Source organism: Iamia sp., assembly GCF_035575815.1.
GTDB lineage: Bacteria > Actinomycetota > Acidimicrobiia > Acidimicrobiales > Iamiaceae > Iamia.
In genome coordinates, this window is record NZ_DATLXO010000152.1 from 1 (window position 1) to 2,587 (window position 2,587).

At 71.9% G+C, this 2,587-nt stretch carries 2 protein-coding genes and 1 pseudogene; all 3 read right to left on the bottom strand.

All coding sequences use genetic code 11. The features are described 5' to 3' along the window. Nucleotides 1-99: 99 nt before the first annotated feature. A pseudogene (locus VNL12_RS16010) lies at nt 100-285 on the bottom strand (succinate--CoA ligase subunit alpha); the annotation flags it as partial. 307 nt (nt 286-592) lie between these two features. Next, the gene (locus VNL12_RS16015) at nt 593-1,999 is read right to left on the bottom strand and encodes an IS1380 family transposase (protein WP_325595945.1); all 1,407 of its coding nucleotides are present in this window, start codon (nt 1,997-1,999) and stop codon (nt 593-595) included. Between the two features lie 138 nt (nt 2,000-2,137). Further along, nucleotides 2,138-2,587 (bottom strand): hypothetical protein (locus tag VNL12_RS16020; protein ID WP_325595946.1); only part of this gene is annotated, 450 nt, incomplete at its 5' end.

The window sequence follows — 2,587 nt, forward strand, 5'->3', positions numbered from 1 at the left end:
GTCGGCGCGCCCCCGGCCTCGTCGCTCCGATCACGCCTCCTTCATGCCGGGCCGCACGCAACACGCGGATCTAGGTCTGAGGCCGGGGCTCTCGGGGGCCTAGGGAGCTGCCGAGCGGTCAAGCACCTCGGCCATGCGCGAACCGAGCTCGGTGGGGTCGAGGACGACAATGGCGCCGGCCGCTTCCAGCGCCTCGATCTTGGCGGCGGCGCCGCCCTTGCCACCCGACACGATGGCGCCGGCGTGGCCCATGCGCCGGCCGGCCGTCGGGCCCGTAGGTCTCCCGGGCCCGGCGGGTGATGTCGAAGGGGTCGAGCCGGAACGCGGGGGCATCGTCGGGCTCGTCGTCGCTCATCGCACCGTTCTAGACCGAAGCCGGCTGGGAAGGATGCCCGGATGACCAGCTCAGACCTAGATCCGCGTGTTGCGTGCGGCCCGGCATGAAGGAGGCGTGATCGGAGCGACGAGGCCGGGTGCGCGCCGACCACGACGGGAGTTTCCGCGTCGGCCCCGCGCTCGATCAGGACCGGATGTGTTTGCGTCGTGATTCCGGCCCGCGCTGAGCCTGCGGCGGCCGGTCGACACCGACGCGTCAGGGCAACGCGGCGTTGGGCAGGGCCGCCAGTGCCGCCCACGTCGCGAGGAACGGTCCCCGCCGATGGGTCGGGCTGAGGCGCAGGACCACCTGTCGGGCGTGGTGAATGACGCGGGCGGGGATGCAGAACAGCTCCCGGCGGGCCCGCTTGGCATGCGCCCTTCCGTCGGCGTCGGCGCCGCCGAGGCCCTGGGCCCACGCCGAGAGATTGAGGGCGAGCAGCGCCGACCACATCCACACCCGGTTGACCGCCTCGTAGCCCGAGGGCAGGTGGCGCAGGGCCAGCCCGCACTTGGAGTCCTTGATCCGCTCCTCCACCTGGGCCCGCTCCCTGAACCACGCTTCGATCGCCACCGGGTCGCCGTCGAGGTTGGTGACGATGAAGCTGTAGGCATAGACGTGGTCGGCCTCGCCGTCGAGCACGAGGCGCAACTGTTCGGGATCGATGGTGCGCCGTCGGCGGGACCGGGGGTCGGTGCGGACCTGGTCGGCGTTGAGGCGGACGCGGCGCACGATGGTCCGGGTGCCCTCGGGCCAGCCCCCCGGCTTGTAGGGGCACTCCGCCACCTCGGCCCCGGCCATGCCCGACGCGGGCTGCCAGCCTTGTCCCCCAACGGTTCGCGCTGCCCGCCACACTGCTTTGTTGCGTTTGGCCGCGATGGCGAAGTCGCAGCGGTTGGCCAGTGCCGCCTCCGCCACCCCTCGGTCGAAGAAGCCGGCGTCGGCGCGTACCCGGGGCCGGCCGAGACCCTCGGGCAATGCGCCCACCGCTCGGGCGATGAGATCGGGGGCTTGAGGCCGGGGGTCGTCGCGTCCCGAGCCGAGATCGGCGGCCAGCACCACGCCGGCTTCGGCCCACACCACCGGGTGCGCCCGCCCGGCCCGCTGGCCGGCGTAGTTGTAGGCGACTCCTTCCTTCTTCGAGCCGTAGACCTCGATGTCGGTGGGGTCGAGGTCGATCGTCGGCCGCGACGAGGCCAGCGCGGCGCGGCGCTTCTCGGGAAGGGTGGCGAACGCTCGGCGCACCAGCACCCCCATCGCCGAGCCCAGGTCACCGATCGCCACCTCGTCGAAACGCTTCGCCAGGGCGATGAACGTCGTCGACGCCGGCGCTCCGGCCACCGCCCGCAGCGCGGCGCCGGCGGTGTCGGGCCGGGCCTGGTTGTCCAGGTCGATCATGAAGTCGCCTCCGGCGAGCATGGTCTCGGCCATCGACAGCACCAGCTCGCCGGCGGACAGCCCCTGTCGGCGGGCCTTGATCGACCCGACGTAGCCGTCGATGCTGGATGCCACCCCCAGGATGCGGTCGACCTCGGCCACCAGCACCAGCCCGGCTGCGGGAGTGATGGAGGGGTCGTCCCGACCAACCGTGACAGAGGGACGGCGCTTCGGTATCGTCTTCACCCGACAGGTGCCTTTCTTTCAGGAGCGTTGGTTGCTTTCGCAAGCCCGATTCTCTTGAAACGAAAGGCTCTTGTCGCGGATGGTCTGCCCACGACGCCGGCTAACGCGCGGATCTAGGTCTGAGCGGAGCTCGGCCGGCTACCTGCGCATCCACGGTGCGGGCGAGCGGAACTGCTCGGCCTCGGTGATGGCGGTCCACGTCTTGGCGTTGGCTGCCTGCCACGACCAGAACGACACGCCCTGCGCCCCGTTGGCCTCGGCGGCCCGCATGAACCGCCACAACTCCTCGGGCGGGGGCACTCCGGCCCGGCCGCCCTCAGGGGCGCCGTCGTAGGCCTGCCCGACCGGGAACACCGGCTTGCCGAACCGGGCCAGATCGCGAAGGGCGCCGGCTGCGTCGGTGTCGGGCTGGCGGTTCAGCCAGTAGACCATCGGGGCGATGGCGTCGAAGGAGGCCACCACCTCGGCGTACGGGTAGTTCTGGGCCGGAGAGGGCCGGGGGACAGTGGCGATCAGGGGGAACGACGCGCCCACCTCCTCACGGAGGGCCTTGCCGTAGCCGGCGGCGGCCTGGGGGGAAATGTGGGT